The 259-nt window shown below is 32.8% G+C and carries 2 pseudogenes; both read right to left on the bottom strand.

The features are described 5' to 3' along the window. Positions 1-157 (bottom strand): annotated as a pseudogene (locus BA053_RS08240) (phage tail protein); the annotation flags it as partial. Between the two features lies 1 nt (position 158). Next, a pseudogene (locus BA053_RS08830) lies at positions 159-259 on the bottom strand (head-tail joining protein); the annotation flags it as partial.

Below are 259 nucleotides of genomic sequence, written 5' to 3'. Positions count from 1 at the left end.
AACTTAATTTTATCTTCTTTTCCTCACTAATTTCTTTTGCTGTCTTCAATTTTAGCCATAGTGCTGTTCTGTTTAACGCTCTCACTATTGCTAATTCTATTTTTTTTCTTTTAGCATTTACACTTTCTATTACCTCAACTTCTATATGAACAGACATTTTACACCCCATACGCTTCGATTCGCCAGACCATTCCAGATTTATCTCTAAGTGGTGGTGTGTGTATTTTGTATTTGCAATCACCTATAACAAAAATATCTC

Origin of the sequence: Wolbachia endosymbiont of Nomada ferruginata (genome assembly GCF_001675785.1) — a bacterium.
GTDB classification, from domain to species: Bacteria; Pseudomonadota; Alphaproteobacteria; order Rickettsiales; family Anaplasmataceae; genus Wolbachia; species Wolbachia pipientis.
The sequence above is the reverse complement of the archived record's forward strand: the minus strand, read 5'-3'. Positions and strand labels throughout refer to the sequence as shown.